The sequence below is a fragment of the Cohnella hashimotonis genome (genome assembly GCF_030014955.1).
Taxonomy (GTDB): domain Bacteria; phylum Bacillota; class Bacilli; order Paenibacillales; family Paenibacillaceae; genus Cohnella; species Cohnella hashimotonis.
Genome location: NZ_JAGRPV010000001.1, coordinates 6,262,898 through 6,287,337, shown reverse-complemented (window position 1 = coordinate 6,287,337; position 24,440 = coordinate 6,262,898). Strand labels below are relative to the sequence as shown.

Sequence of the window (24,440 nt, the reverse complement as noted above, 5' to 3'; positions counted from 1 at the left end):
AAAACCGCGTAATTGCGTCGGAAGGAGCTGCATTTGCGCGAGTTAGCCGGAAAAACCGCGCAGCTGCGCCGGATGGAGCTGCGATTGCGCGAGTTAGCCGGAAAAAATCGCGTAACGTCCGGCATATCAAGCCACGTTCGAGCAAGTTAGCCGGGAAAAACCATCAACTACAAAAAAGCACCGCCGTCAGCGCTGACGGCGGTGCTTTTTTGCCTAAGTCTCAGTCAAGAAAATCCTTCAGCCTGCGGCTGCGGCTCGGATGGCGCAGCTTGCGCAGCGCCTTCGCTTCGATCTGCCGGATCCGCTCGCGGGTGACGCCGAACGCCTTGCCGACTTCTTCAAGCGTCCGCGTGTGGCCGTCGTCGAGGCCGAACCGGAGGCGCAGCACGCTCTCTTCGCGCTCGGTGAGCGTGTCGAGCACGTCCTCGAGCTGCTCGCGCATAAGCTCGAAAGCCGCGGCGTCCGCGGGCTCGGGCGCGTCCTGGTCCTCGATGAACTCGCCGAGCCGGGAATCGTTCTCCTCGCCGATCGGCATCTCTAGCGACACGGGCTCCTGCGAGATCTTCATGATCTCGCGGACCTTGTCGATCGTGATGTCCATCGCCTGGGCGATCTCCTCGGGCGTCGGCTCGCGGCCGAGCTCCTGCAGCAGCTGCCGGGAGATGCGGACGAGCTTGTTGATCGTCTCGACCATATGGACGGGAATCCGGATCGTGCGGGCGTGGTCCGCGATGCTGCGGGTGATCGCCTGACGGATCCACCATGTGGCGTATGTGCTGAAGCGGAAGCCCTTGCGGTAATCGAACTTCTCGACGGCCTTGATCAGGCCCATGTTGCCCTCCTGTATCAGGTCCAGGAACAGCATGCCGCGTCCGACATATCGTCTTGCTATGCTGACGACCAGCCGAAGATTGGCTTCGGCCAGACGCTGCTTGGCTGCTTCGTCGCCTTCCTCAATCCGATGAGCGAGCGCGATCTCTTCGTCGGCCGTGAGCAGGGGCACGCGGCCAATCTCCTTCAAATACATGCGGACCGGGTCGTCCATCCGAATGCCCGCAGGCACCTTCAGGTCGCCGTCGTCCATGAAGTCGACAACGGGAGAATCGGTATCCATCGTCAAAGCGCATCCCTCCATCCGGTAAAAGTGCTGGGGCGGAACGGTATAGAATAACGGGAATTGACATCCGATGAAGTATGTGCTATCCTGAAGTAGGAAGTTTATGCTTTGGATGTCTGATAAGTACCATTTCTCATTATATCACCAAGTGGGCATTTATACAACAAGTACTTCGAATAAATTTGGACCGGACCCAGCGCTTCGTTTTCGGACGAGCCGGGTGCCGGTCCTTTTTGGTTGGATTCGGACGCCGTTACTTTCTTTGCATGCGGCCTACGGTTTATAATAGCAGCAAAAGTCCAAGGTCGGAGGGATGCAGATGGGATTCCAGACGGAGTTCAATTCGGTGTGCAAATTCAAGTCCGAGCAAGAGCTGTACGAGCTGCTCGAGTACGGGCGGGGCAAGATGGTCAAGAAGCAGTTCCGCGTCTTCCCTACGGGACAGAAGGTCATCGCCTACGCGCCGGACAACCGGGCGGTCGCCATCGTCCGCATCGTCGCTTCGATCGCCGAGATCAACTTCCAGGGCGAAGAAGTGACGCAGGTCGAGATGGAGCTGATCCGCAAGCTCACGGATGAGGAGTCGCGCGTGCAGACCGCGCTCGCGCACGAGATGTTTTTCGGGGAGCAGCAAGCCTAGGCGCAGACCGGGAGGAGAATCGCGATGGGGCCGAAGTGGGAATACTGCACGTTGAAATACAAGACCGGCGGCTGGCTAGGCGGCAAGGTGGACGAGCAGGAGTTCCAGGATGAGCTTAACCGCTACGGCTACGAAGGCTGGGAGCTGGTGTCCTGCTTCGACACGAGCCAGGGTCAAGGCGCATCCCGGGACATTATCGTCGTCTTCAAGCGCCAACTATAGAAGCGAACATAGAGCGGCAGTCCCGCTCGACTTACATACGCTTGCTGCCCTCGGCTAAGGCCGGGGGCTTTTTGTATCCTTAAAAAATGTAAAAATCCTTCGCAAAATACGTCAACTTCTTTCCGGACGAAGTTGCTATAGTAGAGGAAGAAAGCGTCAAGCGAAGGGAGCGGAGCGAGTGTTCACAAGCAGATTGGGCGTGCTGACGGATGAAGTGTCCGACCGCTACGAGGAAGCGCTGGACTGGGCGGCGGAGCAGGGGCTGTCGCACGTGGAGGTGCGCGTCGTCGATGGGCGGAATGCCGCGAGCCTGAGCGACGCGGAGGCAACGGAGGTTCGCCGTCAGGCGGAAACGAGGGGATTGTACATATCCGCGATCGCCTCGCCGGTGTTCAAGTGCGCGCTGGATCCGGAGAGGCCGGTCGCATCGGGAGATACGTTCGGTCAGGACGAAGAGAGCGTGGACGCCCACTTCGCGAAGCTGGCGCGGGTCATCGCGCTGGCGAAGCTGATGGGTACGGAGCGGATCCGGATTTTCTCCTTCTGGCGCGAGCAGGAACCCGAGCGCTATGCCGAGGAGATCGCGGGACATTTGCGGCGGGCGGCCGACATCGCGCATAGGGAAGGCGTAATGCTGCTGCTGGAAAATGAATCTTCGTGCAATGGAGGTTCGGCGCGAGAGGTCGCGGAGCTTGTGCGAACGGTCGGTTCGCCGGCGCTGCGCGCGCTATGGGATCCCGGCAACGAAGCGCATGCGGGCATGGAGGCATACCCGCTAGGTTACGAGACGATCAAGCCCTATGCGGCTCATGTGCATCTCAAGGACGCATGCTTCGGACCCGACGGCAAGGCGCGGTGCGTACCGCTCGGCTCCGGGGATGTACCGGTCATCGGTCAGCTGAGAGCGCTTGCCGCGGATGGATATGAAGGCCTTTTTACCATCGAGACGCACTATGTGCCCAGAGACGGCAGCCGGATGACCGGGACTCGCATGACGCTGGACGCGCTGCGCGCGCTCGCGAAGGAGGTATAGGGATGGCGCAATGGAGATTCGGCATAATCGGATGCGGCGACGTCGCGGAGAGACACGCCGAGGCGATCGGTCAGATCGAAGATGCAAGGCTTGTCGCCGTCTCCAGCCGGACCGAGAGCCGGGCAAGAACGTTCGCGGAGCGGGAAGGCTGCGACTGGGTCACCGACTACTCGGACTTGCTGAGGCGCGAAGATATCGATATCGTCTGCGTGACGACTTCAAGCGGCAGTCATGCGTCCGTGGGGCTTGACGTGCTGAACGCCGGCAAGCACCTTGTCGTCGAGAAGCCGATGGCCATGAGCGCGCGCGACGCGCGGCAAATGGCGGATACGGCCCGCGAGCGGGGGCTCGTTCTTTCGTCGATCGCCCAGCGCAGATTCGAGGCGAACAACCAGCTTATCAAGCGGGTGCTTGACGAAGGCGCGCTCGGCCGGCTGCTGCTTGCGGAGATGACACTGCCTTTTTACCGCAGCCAAGCTTACTACGACAGCGCCGAGTGGCGGGGGACGATCGCGCAGGACGGCGGGGCGCTCATGAATCAGGGCATACACGGGCTGGACCTGCTGCTCTGGTTCGCGGGGGATGCGCGCACGGTGTTCGGCAAAACAGCCACGCTTACGCACCGCATGGAGGCCGAGGATCTGGGACTCGCGATTGTGCAGTTCGAGAGCGGCGCCTACGGCACGGTGATGGCTTCGACCAGCGTGCAGCCCGGCTATCCCGCGACGATCGCGCTCTATGGCGAGCAGGGAACGATCAAGCTCGAGGGCAGCTCGCTCGTGCGCTGGAGCGTGCCTGGCTGGGAGCAGCCGAACTGGGCGCAGGAGCAAGCGTACGGCGGCGTGACCGATCCGAAGAGCATCGTCGCCGAATTTCATCAGAGCCAGCTGCTCGACGTCATCGCCGCCATCGAGACGGGAATCGAGCCGCTCAGCTCGGGCGAGGACGGCTGGAGAGCGGTCAGGCTGGTCGAAGCGATCTATGAGAGCGCGAGGCGCCGGACGGAGATTGCGATCGGAGACCGACTAGAGGAGGGACGAGCCGAATGACGAGCTTGCAGCAGCCGGTCAAGGAGAAGAAGGCGGGCGATTTGAAAATAAGGGTGTACCGGACCCGCGGCGAAATGGGCGCAGCGGCGGGGGCGGACGCCGCTGTGAAGATCAAAGAGCTGCTTCGTGCAAAGGGAAGCATCCGCATGATTTTCGCGGCAGCCCCTTCGCAGAACGAGATGCTGGATGCGCTTGCGGCCGATCCGGAGATCGATTGGACGCGGATTACCGCTTTTCATATGGACGAATATTTGGGACTGCCGCCGGGCGCTCCCCAAGCTTTCGGCCGCTACTTGCAGGGCAGGCTGTTCGATCGGGTGAAGCCGGGTAAGGTCCATCTGATCGACAGCTCGAACGGCGCGGCGGAGTGCGACCGGTACGCGGCGCTGCTGGCGGAATCGCCGATCGATATCGTCTGCCTCGGCATCGGCGAGAACGGGCATATCGCCTTCAACGATCCGCCGGTCGCCGACTTCGACGATCCGCTGCTGGTCAAACCGGTGGAGCTCGACGAGGTTTGCAGGCGGCAGCAGGTGAACGACGGATGTTTTCCCGGAATGGACGACGTGCCCACCCATGCGCTGACGCTGACGGTACCGGCGTTGTTCTCCGGCGCCCATTTGTTCTGCGTCGTGCCGGGCCCTACGAAAAGGGAGGCTGTCGGCCGGACGCTCGGCGAACCGATCTCGACCGCGTGTCCTTCAACGATTCTGCGGAGGCATCCGGACTGCACGCTGTATGCGGATGTCGATTCGTACGGAGCGGAGGAACGATGATCCTCAGAGCGCTCCACTATCGGACTGGCGAACCTGTAGACATCGAGGTCCAGGCGGGCAGAATCGCCCGGATCGCGCCGGCGGAGACGGATCGAGCCGAACGGGATGCGCTGCCGTACGCAGCGCCGGGCTTGGTCGACCTGCAGATCAACGGGTTCGCAGGGCATGACTTCAACCGGTCGCCGCTGTCTACGGCGCTGCCGGGCACGGTCGCGCGAGAGCTGCGGCGAGAGGGCGTCACCGCCTTTTATCCGACCGTCGTCACAAACGGGCCGGAGACAATCGCTTCCCAGGTTGCGGCTATCGCCGAGGCTTGCGAGCAGGATACGGATGCGGCAGCGTGCATCGCAGGCATCCATCTGGAGGGGCCGTTCATCTCGCCCGAAGACGGCGCGAGGGGCGCCCATGCGCGGGAATACGTCAGGGCGCCCGACTGGGAGCTGTTCTGCAGATGGCAGGAGGCGGCTGGGGGCCGGATCTCGATCGTCACGCTGTCGCCCGAATGGCAGGGCAGCGACGCGTTCATCCGCCGCTGCGCGGATAACGGCGTCACGGTCTCCATCGGTCATACGGCCGCAACGGCGGAGCAGATCAAGGAAGCGGTGGCGGCCGGCGCGCGCATGTCCACGCATTTCGGCAACGGGGCCCATCTGATGCTGCCGCGCCATCCGAATTATCTCTGGGAACAGCTGGCCCAGGACGAATTGTACAGCTGTTTGATCGCGGACGGGTTCCATTTGCCCGACCAGGTGCTGAAGGTCGTCCTCAAGGTAAAGGGCGAGAAGGCGATGCTGGTCAGCGACGCCGTCTATCTGAGCGGCATGCCGCCGGGCGAATACGAGACGCACATCGGAGGACGCGTCGTTCTGACGCCGCAAGGCCGGCTTCATCTGGCCGAGCAGGAGGGGCTGCTTGCCGGATCCGCGCAGATGCTGCTCTGGGGCATCCGGCAGATGACGGAGCGCGGCATCGCGAGCCTGGCCGACGCCTGGGAGATGGCGTCGGTCAGGCCGGCGGGATTCATGAAATTGCCCGCTGCGGCGGGGTTGTCCGTAGGCGCTCCGGCGGATATCGTGCTGTTCCGGCACGACGGCGGCAAGCTGCGTATCGAACAGACCTGCAAGGCGGGCAAAGTCGTATACCGGTACAACACGAATGCAAACGGACGATAAGCGCGTCAATCGAGAACAGGGGGAACGCAAATGAAATTCGCGGCATTCAGCGGCGTCTTCATCGAGCACAGCATCCAGGAGGCGATGCAGCTAACGAAGCGGCTGGGCCTGGACGGCATCGAGATCGCGGTACGGGAGCCTCATATCTCCCCATCCAGCAGCATGACGAGGGTCAAAGAGGTCAAGGCGCTTTCCGACAGTCTGGCGCTCCCGATCCCCGTGCTGGCCAGCTATATCGGCGGCTTTTCCGATGCCGACGACAGCCAGGCGGAGAGTTACTTCGAGGAATTCAAGCGGCTGCTCGAGATCGCCGGCGTGCTGGGCACGCGCATGATCCGCGTTTTCCCCGGCGGTCCCAACGCCTTCAAGGCGCAGGACTATCACTATGCCAAAGCAGCCTACTGGATGAACCTGTGCGCCGAGGAAGCGCATAAGCATCAAGTGAACGTCCTCATGGAGATTCACAACAACTCGCTCGTCGAAACGGTGGACAGCAGCCTGCGCCTGCTCGACCTGATCGGGCGCGACAACGTCGGAATGATTCACGATGCCGGCAACATGTACATCACCGACACGGATTACGGCCGGGAATCCGTTCTGCGGCTGGGCCGCCGCCTGATGCACGTCCACGTCAAGGATGAGCTTCGCATCGCGGAGCTCGGCGCGCCGGGCACGTTCGCGGATACGACCCGCCACGGCAGGGAGCTGTTCCTGCAGAGCCGGCTGGGCGAGGGCGGGGCCGACCACAAGCCTTTGTTCGACGCGCTGCGCGAGACGGGCTACTCGGATTGGGTGACGCTGGAGTGCCATGCGCCGTTTCCGGCTTACGAACGTTTGGAGCATGACCTAGAGGCGGTTCGCAGGCTGATCGCAACAGCGTAAAGACAGGCGGTGTCGTATGAACGAAGACTTGGATATGCCGCTTTTTCAAGGCCGGGATGAGCTGAACAGGGATTTTCCTTTCAAAATATTCAGTTACGACAGTCCGCATCTCAAGCAGAGCCTCCACATGCACGATTACGTCCAGATTGCCTACGTCCGCCATGGCATGTGCAACCACCAGATGCTCGGCAAGTCGCTGACCGTCAGCCAGGGAGACCTGTTCATCATTACGCCCGGTACCGGACACAGCATCAGCGCGGTTGAGGATCGGACGTTCGAGCTGATCATGGCCGATTTTTTGCCCGAGCTGCTGGAGGGTCATCTGGGGCCGATGGAGGATACGCTTAAGCGATATCTGACGCCTGGCCTTGCCTCCGCGCCATATTCCTGGCTGCATGTCGGCAAGCAAAGGCAGCCGCTCGTCCTGCAGCTGCTCCAGGACATGCAGGACGAGTACGATCACAAGGAGGTCGGCTACGAGTTCGCCATCCGGCTGAGCCTCTTGAAGCTGCTGATGGTAGCGGATCGCGAATACCGCGCCGTACGGCGCAAACCGGGTCGGCAGACCGCCGCTGCCGAACGGGAACCGATCGAAGAGGCCCGGCGGTACGTCCACGACAACTACAGCCAGGATATTCCGCTTGAGCACGGCGCTTATATGGCGAATATGGCGCCGGCTTATTTCAGCCATATGTTCAAGCAGGTGACCGGGCAGTCGTTCATCGACTACGTGAACGAGATTCGGATCGAGCGGGCCAAGGAGCTGATCCGGCGCCAGTCGCTCACCGTTACGCAGATCGGGTTCCAGGTCGGCTACCACCATCTGAGCCACTTTATTCGCACTTTTAAGAAACGCACCGGCATCACGCCTACGGAATACAAAAAAACGTTCGGCGGTACCGCCGAGCCTAACGGGGAAAGAGGGATGAACAAATGACGGCAACCCCTTTGAAAGTCGGCATCATCGGACAGGGCCGCAGCGGCCGCGACATCCATGGCAAGCTGCTTGAACAGCTGCCCGCGCAATACCGCATCGCGGCGATCGCCGATTCCATTCCGGAGCGCAGGGCGCGGGCCGAGGAGGAATTCGGCTGCCGCGCGTACGAGACGTGGGAGGCCATGGTCGCAGGCGAGCCGCTCGATCTCGTCGTCAACGCGTCGCCGAGCCATCAGCATTTTCCGATCACGCTCGAGCTGCTGAACAAAGGCTTTAACGTCCTGTGCGAAAAGCCGCTGGCCAAATCGCCCGAGGAGGTCGACCGGCTCATCGAGGCGTCCAAGCGTTCGGGCAAGCTGCTCGCCGTTTTCCAGCAGTCCAGGTACCACCCGGCCTTCCAGCAAATTCGCAACGTCATCGACTCCGGCGTGCTCGGCCGCATCGTGCAGGTGAGCATCGAGATGAACGGCTTTGCCCGCCGCTGGGACTGGCAGACGCTGCAGAGCAACAACGGCGGCAACCTGATGAACACCGGTCCGCATCCGGTCGACCAGGCGCTCCAGCTGTTCGGCACCGACGCGCTGCCGCAAATTACGTGCATTATGGACAGGGCGAACACGTTCGGGGATGCGGAAGACTATGTGAAGCTTCTCATGAGAGGTCCCGGCCGTCCGACGATCGATATCGAGATCTCGTCCTGCTGCGCGTATCCGCAGGATTCCTTCAATATACAAGGTACGAACGGGGGCCTGCACGGCAGCCCGGAACATCTCGAGTGGCAGTACTTCAAGCCCGAGGAAGCGCCGCCGCAGCAGCTCGTCAAGGAGCCGCTGTTCAATGCGGCGGGGCTGCCCGCCTACTGCAACGAGGAGCTGACATGGTATAGCGACGACTGGTCGATGTCGCTTCCGGAAGGGCAGAGCCTGTTCGGCTACATGACCGAGAAGCTGTACCTGATGCTGCACCGCTCGCTCACGGAGGGCGCGCCGCTAGAGATCACGCCGGAGCAGGTCCGGCAGCAGATGTGGGTCATGGAGGAGTGCAGGCGGCAGAATCCGCTGATTTACAGCGCGTAGTTTGAGAACTGGCGGCAGGCTAAAAACCGTCCTCTGGAAAATGGAAGCAGTACGCGACCATTCAATCGGAGGGCGGTTTTTTGCGCATTTACGGAAGCGGGGCAATATTCGCAATAGACGCCCGTTGGAGCTGCACGGCTCCGTCCGCCCGTCGCGTTGCCGCAAGAAGCCTCGGATACGAGCTACTTCGGCGAGGTGGGCGGCCGGCAGGGGCGAAGAAGCTCCGGATAGAGCTACATTGGTGCGGCGGGCAGGCAGGAGAGGAGAAGAAGCTCCGGATAGAGCTACATTGGTGCGGCGGGCGGTCGGAAGGGGCCGGCTCCTGCCAATTCAACGGCCAGGTCAAGAGCCGGCATATCTCAAAGCTCGACCCACGCCACCAGGCCGTCCGGCCGGTCGGGATCGATGCGCTTGTGCTCCGCGCGGGAGAGCGCGGCGATCTGCGGCAAAAAAAGAAAAGGGATGCCCTGCGCCGCAGGATCCAGCGCGAAGCCGGAGAACGCGGCGTAGTCCGCGATCGCTTCCGCCTCCGCGTCCGCGGCGTCGGCGTAAACGATCACGGTCGCGCCCCGTCGCTTCAGGTCGCGGAGCAGGTTGAGCCGGTGCCTTTTGCCGCCGTCGTCGCCGGATACCGCGGCGATGACGAGCGTATCCGGCCCGACGACGACCATGGGCCCGTGGCGGACGTCGAGCAGGTGATACGACTGGGCCTGCACGGCCGCGATCTCGGTCAGGGCGATCGCGCCCTCCGCCGCCAGGCCCTTCAGCTCGCCGTCGGCCAACACGACCGCCTGGGTCCAGTCGAAGCCCGACGCCTTGCGGATGCCCGACTCGGCCCTTGCCATGAACGCCTCGCCGTCCCGGATCGCCGCGTCGATCGAGGCGATCAGCGCATCGTCGCCGCCGAGGAAGGCGGCGATCAGCAGATTGGCCGCGTACAGGTTGATTACCGTACGAGTCTGGCAGACGCTGGCGTCGAATGCCCACGGAAGCGCCAGCGAAAGGTCGGCTTCGGCCGATAGCGGAGCGTTTGCGACGCAGGAGACGGCCAGCAGCGGAACGCGTACCGCGCTTCGCAGCAGCCGCACGGCCTCGACGATCTCCGTCGTGCTGCCCGACCGGGACGGCGCGACCAGCAGCGTGTCCGACAACGCGGGGCGGTAGCGCTCCCCGCCAAGCAGCATATCGCCTCCCGCGAATGCCTGCGCCGCGATCCCCGCTCTCAGCCTGACCGAGAACGCGGCGGACTCGCAGAGGCAATAGCTGGAGCCGCAGCCGAGAAAGGTTAACGAAGCAGGCGCGACGCTTCTTACGAACGCTACGATTCTTTCTCTCTCGCTCAGCATGTATTCATAGGTTTGGCGCAATGCCGCGTATTGTTGCTTGGTCTCCCGGTAAGTCAGACTCATGAGACGGAAACCTCCATAAAATGATCTATACGATCATAATAATTTAATAAAATGATAAATACAATCATTAAATGATTGAAAAAATCAAAATAGTTCTCTATATTATAGACATAACGTCAGGGAGAATCTTGCACACGAAAACCACTTCAGCAGGCCGGGAGGAACCAGTCATGCCTCTAACTTCGACGACGGCGGTGCTGCGGCACGCGAGAAAAAACGGATACGCGGTCGCAGCATTTAATGTCCACACGCTTGAGATGATGCAGGCGGTCGTGGATGCGGCCATCGAGAGCGACGCCCCGCTCATTCTTCAGACGACCGTAGGTACCGTTCAGCACCTGGGCGCCGATTACATTGCCGCCGCCGCGCAGGTGGCCGCGAGCCGCACGCGCCTGCCGATCGGTCTTCACCTCGATCATTGTACCGATTACAACGTCATCGTCAGATGCATCCGGGCGGGCTATACCTCGGTTATGATCGATGCGTCCATGCACCCGTACGAGGAAAACGTGGAGCGCACGGCCCGCGTCATCGCGGTAGCGGCGGCGGTCGGCGTCAATGTAGAAGCGGAGCTCGGCAAGGTGGGCGGCGTGGAGGACGACATCGTCGTCGACGCGCGCGATGCGCTGCTGGCGGACCCGGATGAATGCGTGTCGTTCGTCGCGCGCACGGGCGTCGACACGCTGGCGCCGGCCATCGGCACCGCGCACGGCATCTACAAGGGAGACCCGGATATCGACTTCGACCGGATCGCCCGCATCGCCGGCCGCGTCGACGTCCCGCTGGTGCTGCACGGCGGTTCCGGCATTCCGGCCGAGCAGGTCAGGCGGGCGGTCGCGCTCGGCATGGCTAAGATGAATATCGCCACCGAGCTGCGCATCGCGTTCTCGAACGCCATCAAGCAAGTGTTCGAGGAGCGGCCGGGCGAGAACGATCCCCGCAAGTACATGGTACCGGCGAAGGAAGCCGTCAGGCGTCTGGCACTGGAAAAAATCGCATTGTGCGGCTGCGCCGGGCGGGGCGGTGAGGCGGTGTGATCGCAACGGTCACTTTGAACGCCGCCGTCGACAAAACCTACTACGTGTCCGGGTTCGCGGCGGGCGCCGTGCAGCGGGTCAGGCGACAGATCGCCGAGCCGGGAGGGAAGGGAAACAACGTCGCCAAAGTCGTGCGGCTGCTCGGCGGCGATGCGACGGCGACCGGTTTTTTGGCGGGAAGCGCAGGCGCCTTCATCGAGGAGCGACTTGCGGCCAAGGGAATCCGGACCTCCTTCGTGCACATATCCGGCGAGTCCCGCACCTGTCTGAACATCGTCGACGAAGCGAACGGCGCGTCGACGGAGCTGCTGGAGGAAGGGCCGGCGGTCGGGGAAGCGGAGCTTGCGGAGATTAAGGACGCCGTCGGCCGGCTCGGCGCTCAGGCGAGCGTCGTTGTCCTGTCCGGCAGCTTGCCCGCCGGCGCGCCGGCGGACCTTTACGCGGAGCTCGTCGGCATCGCGAGATCCGCGGGCGCACGCGTCTATCTGGACGCGAGCGGCGAGGCGTTGGCGCTCGGCATCGGCGCGGGGCCGGACCTGATCAAGCCGAACGAAGAGGAGCTCGGCCGGCTGGCCGGTCTCAGACGTCTCGATGCGTCGCAATTGGCCCGGACGGCGGCGAAGCTGCACAGTCAGGGCGTGCGTCAGGTGTGCGCGACGCGGGGGAGACAGGGCGCTGTCGCCTGCATGGACGGCCAGCTGTATCGCGTCATCGCGCCGAGCGTCAGCGCGGTCAACGCCGTCGGCTGCGGCGATGCGTTCGTGGCGGGCATGGCTTATGCCGACGAGATGGGCCTGCCGCCGGCCGATCGGCTTCGCATGGCTGCGGCGGCTGCCGGGGCGGCGGCCATGACGGACAGGGCGGGCGAGCTCGATCCTGAGGTCTACGAACGGCTGCTGGGCCGGGTGGCGGTGCTGACGCTGTAGCGCCAAGAGGCGTCCGCCAGGCCGGTTCCCTTCTTGCAATCCGGACGGCTTCTCCTGCACAATGTAGAAAAAAGAGCGGTTGACGGGCGGAGGAGACGGAACATGGAAGCGACGTCGAAAGGCGAAGCGCGCAGGGCAAAGATGCTGGCGCTCATCAAGGCGAACGGGCGAATGTCCATTCAGGAGATCACAAGCGCCCTGCAGTGCTCGGAGGCGACCGCGAGGCGCGATCTCGACCTGCTGGAGCGGTCGGGCCCGATCATCCGGACGATCGGCGGCGCCGTTTATGAAGGGACGCCGGCGCAGCCGGCAACTGAGCTGCCCTTTGCGGATAAGCGGCAGTCTCAGCTCCAGGAGAAGGAACGCATCGCGGAGACTGCGGCGGGGCTCGTATCCGAGGGAGACGTCATCTGCCTGACGGGCGGGACGACGACGTTCCTTATCGCGCGCGCGCTCAAAGCCCGGCGCAACATCACGGTCGTGACCAACGCGGTGAATATCGCCTGCGAGCTGGCGGACGCGGAGGACGTTCAGGTTGTCGTCGTCGGCGGCGTCATGCGGGCCAAGAGCTACGAGCTGATCGGGCCGCTTGCCGAGATCGTTGCGGACCGCATCAATATAACGAAGATGTTCCTCGGCGTCGACGGCGTCTCGGAGACGCACGGCTGGACGATGCATGCGGAAATGGAAGTCCGGATCGCGCAAATTCTGATCCGGCGTTCGGGCGAGGTGTTCCCGGTATTCGATGACAGCAAGCTCGAAAAAACGGCGCTCTTCACGATCATGCCGCTGGCCGAAGCGACCGGCATCATCACGAACCGTCAGCCGGACGGCTGGCTGGCGCGCGCCTGCAAGGAACATGGAATGGCCGTGCACGTATCGGAACAGCCGTAAAGCCTGTCGGACAAAGGAGCGGATCTATGGAACCTCGGGTTTTCTCGATCATCGGATGCCAGCACGGGCACATCGCCTCTTTTATCGAAAAGATGCTAGGCATGGGTTATCGCTGCGCGGGTATTTTCGAGGAGGACGGCGAGGACCGGGGCCTCGCGATCTCGCTGTCCGACCGATTCGGCGTACCGCTGCTAGGCGCGATCGACGACGCCTTGGCAGAGGACGTGAGCGTCGTCGGCTGCGCGGCGGTCAACAACCGCAAGATCGACGTCGCCGAGCTGTGCGAGGCGCGGGGCAAGCATATCATGCTCGACAAGCCGGCCGTGACGAACAGGGCGGGTCTCGAGCAGCTGCGGGGCATCGTCGGACGCGGACGGACCGAGGTCGGCATGATGCTCACCCAGCGCTTCCATGCCGGCGTATTTACGCTGAAGGCGCTGATCGGCGAAGGCGCGCTCGGGCGGCTCGTGTCGCTCGACATGCGCAAGCCGCATCGGCTGAACGCGGGCGACCGGCCGGACTGGTTTTTCGATCATGCCCGTTCCGGGGGCATCATTCAAGATTTGCTCGTCCACGACCTGGACCTGCTGCGTTGGCTGACCGGCAGCGAGATCGCCGATATGCAGGGCTATATGGCCAAGCGAATCCTGCCGGAGCATCCGGGCTTTTACGATGCCGCTGCGCTGAACGCGAGGCTGGCGGACGGCACGCTCGCCCAGCTGTACGCCGACTGGCATACGCCCGCCCGCAGCTGGACCTGGGGCGACGGGCGCATCTTCGCCGTCGGCACGGCGGGCAGCGCCGAGCTGCGGCTGCAGGGAGATTCCCGGAGCGCCCGCGAGCCGATGCTGCTGCTGTCGAGCGACGTGGAAGCGCTCCATCCCGTGCCGCTGCGGCGACCGCCGATCAGTCTCTACGGGGACTTTATGAATCGGCTCCGCGGCGGTGCGCCCGTACTGTCGGGAGAGGACGTGCTGCTCGCCTCAGCGGCGGCCGTGGACGCGGACGAACGGGCTGCGCGAATCGACTGCGCCTAGCCGGCGCTAGGACGCGCCATGCGATTACGGCGTCGAAGCGTTCCGCGGCCTCGTCCATTAGGCGCAAGATCCAAGCCATGCGATATTTCGAGAGGGAAAGGGGAAGCGACATGTCGGTACGCAAAGCCCTATTGATCGGCGTAGGCGGCTTCGGCCGCAACCATCTGAACGAGCTGGCCCGTCTCACGGACGCAGGCTTGCTCGAGCTGGCTGCGATTAGCGACGTGCGGCTGACGGAGAGCGCGGCGGCCCTCGTCGCGGAGCGGGGCATCCGGCACTATGCCGACTACCGCGACATGCTCTCGGCGGAGACGGGCGCCGACTTCGTCGTCATTTCCACGCCGATCCCGCTTCATGCGCCGATGAGCATCGGCGCGATGGAGGCCGGCTACCACGTCCTCCTTGAAAAGCCGCCCGCCGCCCTGCTCCAGGATGTCGATCGGATCGCGGAGACGGCCGCCCGCACGGGCAAGCTGTGCGCCGTCAACTTCTTCGCGCCGTCGCGCAAGGCGCAATCGCTGATCGCGAACGCGATCGCCTCCGGAGAGATCGGCCGCGTCGAGCGCTTCAAGGCGATCGCCCTGCTTCAGCGCGCGGCCGCCTACTTCGGCCGCACGCCGTGGGCCGGCAAGCTGACGGCTGCAGGCAACGTCGTCCTCGACGGCGCCTTTCACAACCCCGCCGCGCATCTGCTCTACAGCATGCTGAAGCTGGCGGAGACGGCGGCGGACGCGGTCGGCCGCGAGTCGCAGCCGGTCAGCGTGGCGGCCGAGATGTACCATGCCAATCCGATCGAGAGCGACGATACGACCGCGATGCGCGTCGAGATGAGCGACGGCACGCCGCTCTGCTATTACGTGACGCTGTGCGCGAAGGAGACGGAAACCCAGCGGATCCGGATCGAAGGCACCGAAGGCACGATCGAATGGAATTATGACGACCAGGTCAAGATCTGGCGATACGGTCTGGGAAAGACGTACGACTGCGCGGAAGGCGGCTTCGTCGAGAGACGGTACAGAAACTTGATTCGTTCGATCGACGGGCTGGACGGCCTCGACGTCTCGCTGGATTCGGCGCGGCGCTTCACGCTCGTGGCCAATGGGGCGTTCGAATCGGCCAGGGTGATCCGCGGGATTCCGCCTGCCTTCGTGCGCCTGTCGGATGCCCAGGACCAGCCGGGCGCTTATATCGAAGGGATCGAGACCGCGATCAAGGATGCATTCGCGGCGGGCAAGCTGCTTTCCGAGACGGGCCTGCCGTGGGCGGCGCAGCCGGAATCGTTCGATTTGCGCGCGTATCGCCGTTTTCCCCAGCGTTTCCGCATGACGGCGCCTAGTACCGGCCGGTCCGAAGAGGAGGGCAAGCTATGAAATTTTATGTCAGCGTCGATATGGAAGGCATCGCCGGCATCGCGCTCAAGGAGCAGATCTACCGGGGGGAGATGTTCTACGAGGAGTCCCGCCGTCTGCTGACGGACGAGGTGAACGCCGTCGTCGAGGCGCTCGCGCAGGCGGGCGCCACCGAGGTTTTCGTAAAGGATGCCCATGCATCCGGCTTCAACCTGCTGTGCGGCAGCCTGCACCCCGCAGCCACGCTGGCCGTCGGCCCGCTGCCGCTCTCGAACCGGTTTCCCGGTCTGGACGGTACGTTCGACGGCGCGCTGCTCATCGGTTATCATGCGATGGCCGGCACCGAGAGCGCGCTTCTCGAGCATACGTTCAGCTCCGCGGATATTAGCGAGCTGGCGCTTAACGGCGCGCCGATCGGCGAGATCGGGATCGACGCGCTGCTGTTCGGCCGCTGCGGCGTCCCGGTCGTGTTCGTCTCCGGCGACGACAAAGCCTGCGCGGAGGCGCATCGGCAGCTGGATGCGGTAGTCACGTACGAGACCAAACAGGCGACGGGCCGGCATTCGGGCCTGCTCAAGGCGCCTCGGCGCGTCCTGGCCGAGATCGGCGAGTCCGTCAAGGAGGCCGTAAGCCGCAGAAGCGCGTGCAAGCCCTACGCATTACCTGGACCTTACGAGATGCGGATCGATTATACGAGCACGAGTCTGGCCGACGCGCACGCCTTCGAAGCGGACGGCGTCCGCCGTCAAGGGGGCAGGCGTCTGACGCTCGAGGACGACGATTTGATAAGGCTGCTCGTCCGGACGTTCAGATAAGCGTAAAACGGCTTGGCCTGTCTCGGCGATGAGGCAGGCTTATTTGTCGTTTCGGCGCATGGAAACGACCGCGAAAAAGGCCGTTTACGCCCGAATGGCGGCAGAAGGGGAGCAAGATGAAATTGACCAAGTATAAGACAATTTACCCTAATGGCGATTCGCTCGGGACTATGGCAGGCTTAAAGAGAAGCGCTTACATAACGGAGAGGAGGGAAGGCGTTCAGAGGGCGCTTCCGGCAGCCCATTAACCAGTAGAAAGGCGGTAGAGATAACGAGAGGCAAGCACGATGTAAGCACGATATAAGTCGAACACGCTCTGTAGCAGTGGAATGACCATTCAACGGAGGGAGTGTAAGAATGCTTACGATAGTTAAAAAATCAGGCGCGTCGCTACTCGTCGCCAGCTTATTGTCCGCTTCGTTCCTTTACCCGTCAGACTCCAAGGTGTACGCGGATCCGACGGAAACGAACGTCGCGCTCGGCCAGGCGACCGTGTCGACCAACGGCGTCGTGTCCAATGCCGCGTCTTTGAAGCTGCTTGTCGACGGCGACCGCACGACGAGCAATTACGCGATGATCGACGCCTCGGCCGGACCCAAGTGGGTGCAGCTGGATCTGGGCGAGTCGTTCCCCGTCACGAAGGTGAACGTGCTGAACGATTACAACCCGACGGCAACCAGAACCGGGCGGGATATCATCGTTCAACTGTCGAACGACCCTACGTTCGCCAGCGGCGTATCCACCATTTTCAACAACGATTCGGACAATACGGCAGGTCAAGGAGCCGGGACCGACGCCGCTTATCTGGAACCGACGGACGGCAGCGGCAAAACGATCGCGCTCGGTACGCCGGTCTCCGCCCGCTACGTCCGCTCATGGGCGAACGGCCATATACGTTCGGCCGACGCTTCGATTCAGAAGGTCAATACGCCGGTCGAACTTGAAGTCTACGCCGCAATCCCCGCAACAAACGCATCTCTCCCGATCAATGTCAATTTAACCGCAAGCAACGCTACCGTGAACAGCGCGACGCTCGGCTGGACCAGCCCGGGACCGTCGGCGGTGACCGGCTATGACATTCGCTATTCGACTTCCCCGATTACGAGCGCCAACTGGGACGACGGGCTGGCCGTGAAACGCGTTCTAGGCGAGCCGGCTCCGGCCGCGGCGTCGTCCGCGCAGACGCTGACGGTGAAGGGCCTGCCGTCCGGGGCGACCGTGTATTTCGCGATGAAAACGATCGGATCCGGCGGGCAAGTATCCAATCTGTCGTCCGTTGCCAACATCGCGATTAAGCCGGTCGTGAATGTGGCAATCGGCAAGACCGTATCGACGAACGCCGCCTCGACAAGCGGTCAGCCGCTCTCCGCGCTGACGGACGGCGTTAAGACGACGGACAAATACGTGCTCTATGGCGTATCGGACGGCCCCAAGTATGCGCAAGTCGATCTGGGTCAGGCGTACGACGTCGCCCGGGTCAACATCCGCAACGACTGGGGCGCCGCCGGGACGTACCGGACCGGCAAGGATCTGATCGTGCAGCTCTCGAACGATCCGACCTTCGCCAGCGGCGTGACCACCGTCTTCAATAACGACGGCGACAACAGCGCCGGGCTTGGCGCCGGCACCGATGCGGAGTACGTCGAGCCGGGCGACGGCAGCGGCAAGGACATCTTGCTGGCGGACACGGTCAGCGCGCGTTATGTCCGCTACTGGGCGAACGGCCACGTCCGGGTCAACGGCACGGTCAACTTGGTCGACACGCCGGTCGAGATCGAGGTGTACGCGGACCCGCAGGACAATGTGCCGCCGGCGGCCGTCGCGAACCTCGCGGTCACGAGGACGACCTGGAAAACCGTAGATCTCGGCTGGACGGCGCCGGGCGACAACGGCAACGTCGGCAAGGCGAGCGCCTATGAGTTCCGCCGGTCGACTTCGCCCATTACGGCGGCGAACTGGGCAAGCGCGACCGTCGTGACCGGAGCGCCTGCTCCGCTGACGGCCGGAACGGCCCAATCGTTTACGGTCGGCGGGCTGAACCCCTCCACGACTTATTATTTCGCGATGAAGTCGAAGGACGTCATCAACGACTCGCCGCTGTCGAACGTCGTCAGCAGCACGACGCTCGCTGCCGATACGGAGGCGCCTGCGGCCATTGCCGACCTTCAGGTGTCGCAGGCGATCATTCATTCCGCGAAGCTGAGCTGGACGGCGCCGGGCGATGACGGCACGATCGGGACCGCAGCGGGCTTCGAAGTGCGCTACTCCACCTCCCCGATCACGGCCGCGAATTGGTCTTCGGCATCGCTGGTGGAAGACAAAATGCCGCAAAAGGCTTCCGGTTCGGCTATGGCCATGAAGGTGAAGGAGCTGACCGCGGGGACGACCTATTATTTTGCCGTGAGGACCAAGGACTCGGTCGGCAACTTGTCGGGATTGTCCAACGTGGTGAGCGCTACGATCGCCACGCCGACGGCGGACGCGGTGACGGTCAACTCGCTGAGCGCGCTGCAGACGGCAATCAACAACGCGCCTGCGGGAGGCCGCGTCATTACGCTGGCGGCCGGCACGTATAATCAGACGACGACCATCCAGATCACCGGCAAAAACAACATCACGATCCAGGGCGCTACGTCGAACAGAGGCGATACGATCATTAAAGGGCCGGGCATGTCCAACTCTTCCATGGACATCAACATCAAGGTCAACAATTCGGATTACGCCACCATCAAGAACATGACCATTCAGGATAGCTACTACCACGCCATTCAGATTAACGACGGCTCGAACTATTTCCATGCCGACAATCTGAAGACGTGGGACAACGGAGAAGGCGGCTTCAAGACGACCTTTGACGTGAACGGGATCAACGGCTACACCGATTACGGCTTGATCGAGAACTCTTTGATCGGTTATACCACCAACGGCATCCAGAGCGTCGTCGAAGGCATCGATATTATCGCCGGCAAAAGCTGGGTCGTTCGCGGCAACAAGTTCGAGAACGCCCAAGGGTGGAGCGGCGGCGTCGCCTATGCCGTCTTCGCCAAAGCGAACTCCCTCGACACGATTATCGAGAACAACGTGCTCACGAACAGCTTTATCGCCATTTCGTTCGGCGGCGGGGGCTCGGGTCCGGCGTTTTTCCGCAACCAGGACACCACGTACGAGCATCGCGGCGGCATCATTCGCAACAACGTGGTCTACGGCACGCTGGACACGGGCGTCTATCTGAACAAAGCGACCGGGTTCAAGGTGTACAACAACACGATTTTGAATACGCCCGGCAGCGTAGGTTCGATCGAGCCGCGCTTTGCCGAGACGAGCGGCGAGATTCGCAACAATCTGCTCAGCGTCGCAGTCAAGCTGCGCAACAGCGCGACAGCGGTCCAGAGCGACAACCTGATCGGCGCGAACGGAACCTGGCTTGCCAATCCGGCGCAAGGGGATTATCACCTCCATCCGTTCTTCGGCGCGGGCGCTCGCGATATCGGCGTTGCGCTGCCCGAGGTGCCTACCGATATGGATGGCCAGACCCGTCCTTACGGCAGCGCGCCGGATGTGGGCGCAGACGAATTCGTTCCGAACGAAACGACGCCGCCGTCGGCGATCGCAAACGTAGCGGCAAGCGCAGCGACCGCGCGCACGTTCAAGCTGACGTGGAGCGCGCCGGGGGACGACGGCAATACGGGCACGGCTTATCTGTACGACATCCGATATGCCAATGCGCCGATTACCGAGGCGAACTGGAGCAGCGCGCAGAAAGTCGAAACTTCTTTGCTTCCAGCGGCATCCGGCACTTCGCAGTCGATCACCGTGACCGGGCCGACCGCCGGGACGACCGTCTATGCGGCGATCAAAACGGTCGACGATCAAGGCAACGTTTCCGCGTTGTCGAACGTTGCGTCCATCGCGATGGCGTCTTCTTCCGCCACCGAGTTCAGCCCTGCCGATGACGTGCAGGATGCGGCAGGCGCTATTTACCCCAATCAGCAGACGCTTGGCATTCAGAACAACGGATTCAGCATCTACTGGGCCTATTTGCAGGGCAATTTCAGCGGCTACGCGGGAAGCTCGGCCGAGCGCGCAACGCTGAGACTATATACAGCCTATAATAAGCCCATTACGATGAAGCTTACGATTACCGGCCTTCAGGACAATTCATGGACAGAAGGTTCCGTTACAAGCTCGAACTTGCCGAGCGAGACCGGAGCGGTCAATCTGGGTTTGCTCCCCGTCAGCGGGCCGGGCTGGAAAGATTTCGACATCACGGACTTCGTGAACAGTCACATGGGCGACAAGAAGGTTTCGTTCAAATTGAGCGATCCTCTCGTACAATCGAACCCTGTGTCGTTTAACAGTTCTGAGAACCCTTACAACAGGCCGATTATCGTCATTGAAAATACGGATACGTTGGCGCCCGACGCGATCGCCGATCTGGCAGCCGGCGAACGCACGCTGAGCAGCGTGGCGCTGAAATGGACGGCGCCGGGCGACGACGGCAACGTGCGTACGGCTAGCGAGTACGACGTGCGTTATTCGACATCGCCGATAACGGCGGCAAACTGGAGCTCGGCTACGCCTGTCATCGGGGAGCCTACCCCGCAGGTTGCCGGCACGAAGCAGCAGTTCAGCGTCCTGGGGCTGACCCCGGGAGCGACCTACTACTTCGCCATGAAGACGCGCGACAACGCGAACAACTATTCGGGCCTCTCCAACGTGATCCAGGTCGTCATGGAATCGACGATCAACGTGGCCAAGAACAAGTCGGTCACCTCGAACGGAACGGCATCGAACAACGTGCCGCTGTCCATCCTGACCGACGGCGTTACGGCTCGCGACCAGTACGCGCTGATCGGCGTGTCGACCGGTCCGAAGTGGGTTCAAGTCGACCTGGGTCAGGCCTACGGCATCAAAAAGATCAACATCCGCAACGACTGGGGCGCAAGCGCCGATACGTACCGGACCGGGCGCGACCATGTCGTCCAAGTGTCGAACGATCCGAACTTCGCGACAGGCGTGACGACGGTGTTCAACAACGACCAGGACAACAGCTCCGGGCTCGGGGTCGGCACCGATGCGGAATATCAAGAGCCGGCGGACGGGTCGGGCAAGACGATCACCCTTTCGTCCACCATCAATGCCCGCTACGTCCGCTTCTCGGCCAACGGGCACGTGCGGGTCAATCAGACTTACAATGCGGTCAATACGCCGGTCGAAATCGAAGTCTACGCCGATCCGGGCGATAGCGTCGCGCCTGCCGCGGTCACGAATCTGTCCGGCAGCCAGACGACCTGGAAGACGACGAAGCTGAGCTGGACCGCGCCGGGCGACGACGGGTCCACGGGAACGGCGGATGCCTACGATATCCGCTATCATACGGCGCCGATTACCGAAAACAACTGGAACGATGCGGTGAAGCTGACGAACGCGCCGGCTCCGCAAGTCGCAGGCACCGCTCAGTCGGTCGCGGTGACCGGACTGACGCCTGCGACGACTTACTATTTCGCCATGCGCGCCATCGACGAAGCGACCAACGTATCGGCCCTTTCGAACGTATGGTCGGTTACGACGCCGGCATCCGATCCGACGCCGCCTGCCGCGATTGCCGATCTGCAGGCCGTCGCGCCGAACATTCGCAGCGTCCAGTTGACCTGGACCGCGCCGGGCAATGACGGTACGGTGGGCAAGGCTGCGGGTTACGACGTTCGCTATTCAACGTCCCCGATCACCGAAGCGAACTGGGCATCGGCGACGCAAGCCGAGGATGAGCTCGCGCAGAAGGATGCGGGCTCGGCAATGAAGTTCCAGGTCAACCAGCTGTCGACCGGGGTCACGTACTACATCGCCGTCAAGACGTTCGATGACGCAGGCAACTATTCGGCGCTGTCGAACGTCGTGACGGCCACGACCAATACGCCTGTATCCGATGCGGTGACCGTCGCCTCGCTCGCTCAGCTTCAGCAGGCGATCGACGGCGCGCCGGCCGGCGGACGGGTCATTACGCTCGCTGCAGGCACGTACAATCAGACGGCTACGATCTCGATCAACGGCAAAAACAACATTACGATTCAAGGGGCGACGACGAATTACAACGATACGGTCGTCGTCGGCATGGGCATCGACAACTCGTCGCTCGACATCAACTTCAAGGTGAACGATGCGGACTACGTCACCATCAAAAACATGACGATTCGCGATTCGTACTTTCACTCGGTTCAGGTGAACAGCGGCTCGGACTACTTCCGCGCCGACCATCTGAAGACGTGGGACAACGGCGAAGGCGGCTTCAAGTCGACTTCGGGCGGCAGTCCGGACCTGCCTTACGCGGATTACGGGGTCATCGAGAATTCGGTGATCGGCTACACGACCTCCGGCAAACGAAGCGTCGTGGAAGGGATCGACCTGGTCGCATCGAAGGGGTGGATCATCCGCGGCAATACGTTCCAGAACGCGAAAGGCGTGGGCGACGGAGTAGCGTATGCATTCTTCGCCAAGGGCAACTCGATGGACACGATCGTGGAGAACAACGTGTTCCTGAACAGCTTTATCGCCATGTCGTTCGGCGGCGGCGGCACCGGGGCGAACTTGTTCCGTAACGGCGACACGACTTACGAACACCGCGGCGGCATCATGCGCAACAACGTCGTGTACGGCACGTTGGACGCGGCTGTCTACATGAACAAGGCGAACGGCTTCAAGGTGTACAACAACACGATGCTTAACATCGCGCCGACCGCCAGCGTAGGCGGCGTCGAGTCGCGCTACGCCGCAAGCAGCGGCGACATCCGCAACAACCTGATGGATAAGAACGTCAAGCTTCGCGACGGCGGCGCGGCGACATCCGGCAACAACATTATTGACGGTACCGCAAGCATGCTGGTCAACGCGGCGGCAGGCGACTATCATCTCAATCCGGCCACCGCGCAGCGCGCGATCGATGCAGGCGCAACGCTTTCGACGGACGTCCCGACCGACATGGACGGACAACAACGTCCGACCGGTGCCGCTTACGACATCGGGGCGGACGAAGTGAGCGCGGCGCCGCTAGCGCCGACTAGCGTCACGGGCAGCGTCTACGGCGGCGCCGTCCAGCTGAGCTGGAGCGTCTCGTCCGGCGCGACGAGCTACAACGTGAAGCGCGCGACGGTCAGCGGCGGCCCGTACACGTCCCTGGCGACGGGAGTCACCACGAACGCCTACACGGATAGCACCGTTGCGGCGGGCACGACTTATTATTATGTCGTCGCGGCGGTTAGCGCAGGCGGCACGAGCCCGGATTCGGCGGCAGCGTCCGTCATCGTGCCCAATCCCGTACCGACGGGCGTCACGGCGACAGGGGGCGGCGGCTCCGTGACCGTCAACTGGACGGCAGTGAGCGGCGCAACCGGCTACAACGTGAAGCGAGGCACGGTCAGCGGCGGTCCGTACACGACGATCGCGACGAGCGTCACGGCGGTCACGTACACGGATCAGACCGTAACGAACGGGACGACGTACTATTACGTGGTAAGCTCCCTTTATAACGGAGGCGAGAGCGCGAACTCCTCTCAAGCGTCCGCAGCGCCTCTTGCCAATCTGGCGCTAGGGAAGACCGTGACGGCAAGCAGCACTTACAACACGACCAATTGGGGCGTAGGGAAAGCGGTTGACGGCGAACGCAATTCCATAGCCGGTAAATTCGGGTGGACCAGCAACGACTCGCTTACTGCCGATCATACCGAATGGATCATGGTGGACTTGGGGGCGGCAGCGACGATTAGCCAAGTCGGCTTATATCCCCGCAATGATACGGGGACCGTAGGGTATGGCTTCCCTGTCGATTTTACGATTCAAGTTTCCACCGACGGGACGACTTGGAGTACGGTCGTGAGCCGTACTGCCTATGCGTTGCCTGGCAACGCCGTGCAGTCCTTCAGCTTCGCTTCGGCCCAGGCCCGTTATGTCAAGGTGACGGGGACCAGCTTGCGCAAAAATCCGAGCGATTCCAATTATTACAGAATGCAGCTTGCAGAGCTGGAAGTGTACTGAGCGATTAGAGCTCGCCTTCTAAGACGATAGGAAAAAGAACC

Annotated in this window: 18 protein-coding genes; 16 read left to right on the top strand and 2 right to left on the bottom strand. The window is 62.4% G+C overall.

Annotation, left to right across the window (positions count from 1 at the left end):
• Window positions 1-220 precede the first annotated feature (220 nt).
• Entirely contained in the window at window positions 221-1,114 is an 894-nt protein-coding gene (rpoD, locus tag KB449_RS25215) for an RNA polymerase sigma factor RpoD (RefSeq protein WP_255374041.1), read from the bottom strand.
• 322 nt (window positions 1,115-1,436) lie between these two features.
• Between rpoD and KB449_RS25210 the strand changes: the two genes are divergently transcribed.
• The 9 genes from KB449_RS25210 (at window position 1,437) to KB449_RS25170 (ending at window position 8,904) form a co-directional block, all read left to right on the top strand.
• Window positions 1,437-1,757 carry a hypothetical protein gene (locus KB449_RS25210; RefSeq protein ID WP_282911003.1) on the top strand — a complete coding sequence of 107 codons (321 nt, stop codon included), beginning with the start codon at window positions 1,437-1,439 and terminating at the stop codon, window positions 1,755-1,757.
• A gap of 24 nt (window positions 1,758-1,781) precedes the next feature.
• A complete protein-coding gene (locus KB449_RS25205; protein WP_282911002.1) occupies window positions 1,782-1,979 on the top strand; it encodes a DUF4177 domain-containing protein in 198 nt (65 codons plus the stop codon).
• A gap of 178 nt (window positions 1,980-2,157) precedes the next feature.
• A complete protein-coding gene (locus tag KB449_RS25200; protein ID WP_282911001.1) occupies window positions 2,158-3,012 on the top strand; it encodes a sugar phosphate isomerase/epimerase family protein in 855 nt (284 codons plus the stop codon).
• 2 nt (window positions 3,013-3,014) lie between these two features.
• The gene (locus tag KB449_RS25195) at window positions 3,015-4,061 is read left to right on the top strand and encodes a Gfo/Idh/MocA family protein (RefSeq protein WP_282911000.1); all 1,047 of its coding nucleotides are present in this window, start codon (window positions 3,015-3,017) and stop codon (window positions 4,059-4,061) included.
• Complete coding sequence (locus KB449_RS25190) at window positions 4,058-4,837, top strand: glucosamine-6-phosphate deaminase (RefSeq protein ID WP_282910999.1); 780 nt, start codon at window positions 4,058-4,060, stop codon at window positions 4,835-4,837. The genes KB449_RS25195 and KB449_RS25190 overlap by 4 nt, the downstream gene beginning before the upstream one ends.
• Window positions 4,834-6,009: an N-acetylglucosamine-6-phosphate deacetylase gene (locus tag KB449_RS25185; RefSeq protein ID WP_282910998.1), complete on the top strand. Its 1,176-nt coding sequence runs from the start codon at window positions 4,834-4,836 to the stop codon at window positions 6,007-6,009. Before KB449_RS25190 ends, KB449_RS25185 begins: the two co-directional genes overlap by 4 nt.
• A gap of 30 nt (window positions 6,010-6,039) precedes the next feature.
• Window positions 6,040-6,891, top strand: coding sequence for a sugar phosphate isomerase/epimerase family protein (locus tag KB449_RS25180; protein WP_282910997.1), 852 nt, complete (start codon window positions 6,040-6,042; stop codon window positions 6,889-6,891).
• A gap of 16 nt (window positions 6,892-6,907) precedes the next feature.
• Window positions 6,908-7,828, top strand: a complete 921-nt coding sequence (locus tag KB449_RS25175; protein ID WP_282910996.1) for an AraC family transcriptional regulator — start codon at window positions 6,908-6,910, stop codon at window positions 7,826-7,828.
• On the top strand, window positions 7,825-8,904 hold the full coding sequence (locus KB449_RS25170; protein ID WP_282910995.1) for a Gfo/Idh/MocA family protein: 1,080 nt from the start codon (window positions 7,825-7,827) through the stop codon (window positions 8,902-8,904). The genes KB449_RS25175 and KB449_RS25170 overlap by 4 nt, the downstream gene beginning before the upstream one ends.
• A gap of 359 nt (window positions 8,905-9,263) precedes the next feature.
• On the opposite strand, the gene KB449_RS25165 is transcribed toward KB449_RS25170, so the two are convergent.
• Window positions 9,264-10,313, bottom strand: coding sequence for an SIS domain-containing protein (locus tag KB449_RS25165; RefSeq protein WP_282910994.1), 1,050 nt, complete (start codon window positions 10,311-10,313; stop codon window positions 9,264-9,266).
• Window positions 10,314-10,483: 170 nt separating this feature from the next.
• Between KB449_RS25165 and KB449_RS25160 the strand changes: the two genes are divergently transcribed.
• The 7 genes from KB449_RS25160 (at window position 10,484) to KB449_RS25130 (ending at window position 24,399) form a co-directional block, all read left to right on the top strand.
• Window positions 10,484-11,350, top strand: coding sequence for a class II fructose-bisphosphate aldolase (locus tag KB449_RS25160; protein ID WP_282910993.1), 867 nt, complete (start codon window positions 10,484-10,486; stop codon window positions 11,348-11,350).
• Window positions 11,347-12,276, top strand: coding sequence for a 1-phosphofructokinase family hexose kinase (locus KB449_RS25155; RefSeq protein ID WP_282910992.1), 930 nt, complete (start codon window positions 11,347-11,349; stop codon window positions 12,274-12,276). The genes KB449_RS25160 and KB449_RS25155 overlap by 4 nt, the downstream gene beginning before the upstream one ends.
• 102 nt (window positions 12,277-12,378) lie before the next feature.
• A complete protein-coding gene (locus KB449_RS25150; RefSeq protein WP_282910991.1) occupies window positions 12,379-13,170 on the top strand; it encodes a DeoR/GlpR family DNA-binding transcription regulator in 792 nt (263 codons plus the stop codon).
• A 26-nt stretch (window positions 13,171-13,196) separates the two neighbouring features.
• Window positions 13,197-14,207, top strand: a complete 1,011-nt coding sequence (locus KB449_RS25145; RefSeq protein WP_282910990.1) for a Gfo/Idh/MocA family protein — start codon at window positions 13,197-13,199, stop codon at window positions 14,205-14,207.
• Between the two features lie 110 nt (window positions 14,208-14,317).
• Complete coding sequence (locus KB449_RS25140; RefSeq protein WP_282910989.1) at window positions 14,318-15,577, top strand: Gfo/Idh/MocA family protein; 1,260 nt, start codon at window positions 14,318-14,320, stop codon at window positions 15,575-15,577.
• A complete protein-coding gene (locus tag KB449_RS25135; RefSeq protein WP_282910988.1) occupies window positions 15,574-16,371 on the top strand; it encodes a M55 family metallopeptidase in 798 nt (265 codons plus the stop codon). The genes KB449_RS25140 and KB449_RS25135 overlap by 4 nt, the downstream gene beginning before the upstream one ends.
• Before the next feature lie 357 nt (window positions 16,372-16,728).
• Complete coding sequence (locus tag KB449_RS25130; protein WP_282910987.1) at window positions 16,729-24,399, top strand: fibronectin type III domain-containing protein; 7,671 nt, start codon at window positions 16,729-16,731, stop codon at window positions 24,397-24,399.
• Window positions 24,400-24,440: the final 41 nt, after the last annotated feature.

Coding starts and splice junctions, on each gene's coding strand:
- KB449_RS25145 (WP_282910990.1), top strand. CDS start 13,197: ATGGAACCTCGGGTTTTCTCGATCATCGGATGCCAGCACGGGCACATC.
- KB449_RS25130 (WP_282910987.1), top strand. CDS start 16,729: ATGCTTACGATAGTTAAAAAATCAGGCGCGTCGCTACTCGTCGCCAGC.
- rpoD (WP_255374041.1), bottom strand. CDS start 1,114: ATGGATACCGATTCTCCCGTTGTCGACTTCATGGACGACGGCGACCTG.
- KB449_RS25195 (WP_282911000.1), top strand. CDS start 3,015: ATGGCGCAATGGAGATTCGGCATAATCGGATGCGGCGACGTCGCGGAG.
- KB449_RS25150 (WP_282910991.1), top strand. CDS start 12,379: ATGGAAGCGACGTCGAAAGGCGAAGCGCGCAGGGCAAAGATGCTGGCG.
- KB449_RS25210 (WP_282911003.1), top strand. CDS start 1,437: ATGGGATTCCAGACGGAGTTCAATTCGGTGTGCAAATTCAAGTCCGAG.
- KB449_RS25135 (WP_282910988.1), top strand. CDS start 15,574: ATGAAATTTTATGTCAGCGTCGATATGGAAGGCATCGCCGGCATCGCG.
- KB449_RS25175 (WP_282910996.1), top strand. CDS start 6,908: ATGAACGAAGACTTGGATATGCCGCTTTTTCAAGGCCGGGATGAGCTG.
- KB449_RS25170 (WP_282910995.1), top strand. CDS start 7,825: ATGACGGCAACCCCTTTGAAAGTCGGCATCATCGGACAGGGCCGCAGC.
- KB449_RS25180 (WP_282910997.1), top strand. CDS start 6,040: ATGAAATTCGCGGCATTCAGCGGCGTCTTCATCGAGCACAGCATCCAG.
- KB449_RS25205 (WP_282911002.1), top strand. CDS start 1,782: ATGGGGCCGAAGTGGGAATACTGCACGTTGAAATACAAGACCGGCGGC.
- KB449_RS25140 (WP_282910989.1), top strand. CDS start 14,318: ATGTCGGTACGCAAAGCCCTATTGATCGGCGTAGGCGGCTTCGGCCGC.
- KB449_RS25165 (WP_282910994.1), bottom strand. CDS start 10,313: ATGAGTCTGACTTACCGGGAGACCAAGCAACAATACGCGGCATTGCGC.
- KB449_RS25190 (WP_282910999.1), top strand. CDS start 4,058: ATGACGAGCTTGCAGCAGCCGGTCAAGGAGAAGAAGGCGGGCGATTTG.
- KB449_RS25185 (WP_282910998.1), top strand. CDS start 4,834: ATGATCCTCAGAGCGCTCCACTATCGGACTGGCGAACCTGTAGACATC.
- KB449_RS25160 (WP_282910993.1), top strand. CDS start 10,484: ATGCCTCTAACTTCGACGACGGCGGTGCTGCGGCACGCGAGAAAAAAC.